The following is a 659-nucleotide window of genomic DNA, read 5'->3' as shown; positions in this document are numbered from 1 at the left end:
AGGCTCGCTGGCGAGATCGATGAGCGCGTCCACGCCTTCCTTGATCGACCGCTTGAGGGCGATTGGCCCTACCTGTGGATTGACGCCACCTACGTCAAGGTGCGGGAGGCCGGGCGCATCGTCTCGGTCGCCGTCATAATCGCTGTGGCCGTGAACACCAACGGCGGGCGCGAGGTGCTGGGTATGCGGGTTGGCCCGTCGGAAGCCGAACCGTTCTGGACGGACTTCCTGAGAAGCCTGATGCGGCGCGGGCTGCGGGGTGTGAAGCTGGTGATCTCTGACGCTCACGAAGGGCTCAAGGCCGCTGTTTCCAAGGTTTTCCACGCGACCTGGCAGCGCTGTCGCGTTCACTTCATGCGCAATGCCATGGCCCATGTCGGCAAGGGCCAGCGCACCATGGTAGCGGCCTTGCTGCGCACGGTGTTTGCCCAGGACAGTCGAACCGAATGCCATCAGCAATGGCGGCTGGTGGCTGATCAACTTCGTGAGAAATACCCCAAGATCGCCACGCTCATGGACGGCTGCGAAGATGAAGTGCTGGCGCACATGGCCTTCCCGAAGGCACATCGACAGCAGTTGCACAGCACTAACCCGCTGGAACGGCTAAACGCTGAGATCAAGCGGCGTACCGAAGTGGTGGGCATCTTCCCCAACGATCC

Annotated in this window: 1 protein-coding gene; it reads left to right on the top strand. The window is 62.2% G+C overall.

The window, feature by feature from the left end; all coding sequences use genetic code 11:
* Nucleotides 1-659, top strand: a 659-nt coding sequence (locus K675_RS0105845; protein WP_017902579.1) for an IS256 family transposase, incomplete at both ends; no start/stop codon positions are given.

The organism is Pseudomonas fuscovaginae SE-1 (assembly GCF_000364705.1).
Classification (GTDB): Bacteria; Pseudomonadota; Gammaproteobacteria; order Pseudomonadales; family Pseudomonadaceae; genus Aquipseudomonas; species Aquipseudomonas fuscovaginae_A.
Note: the sequence above shows the minus strand (reverse complement) of the source record. Positions and strands in the feature narration are given on the sequence as shown.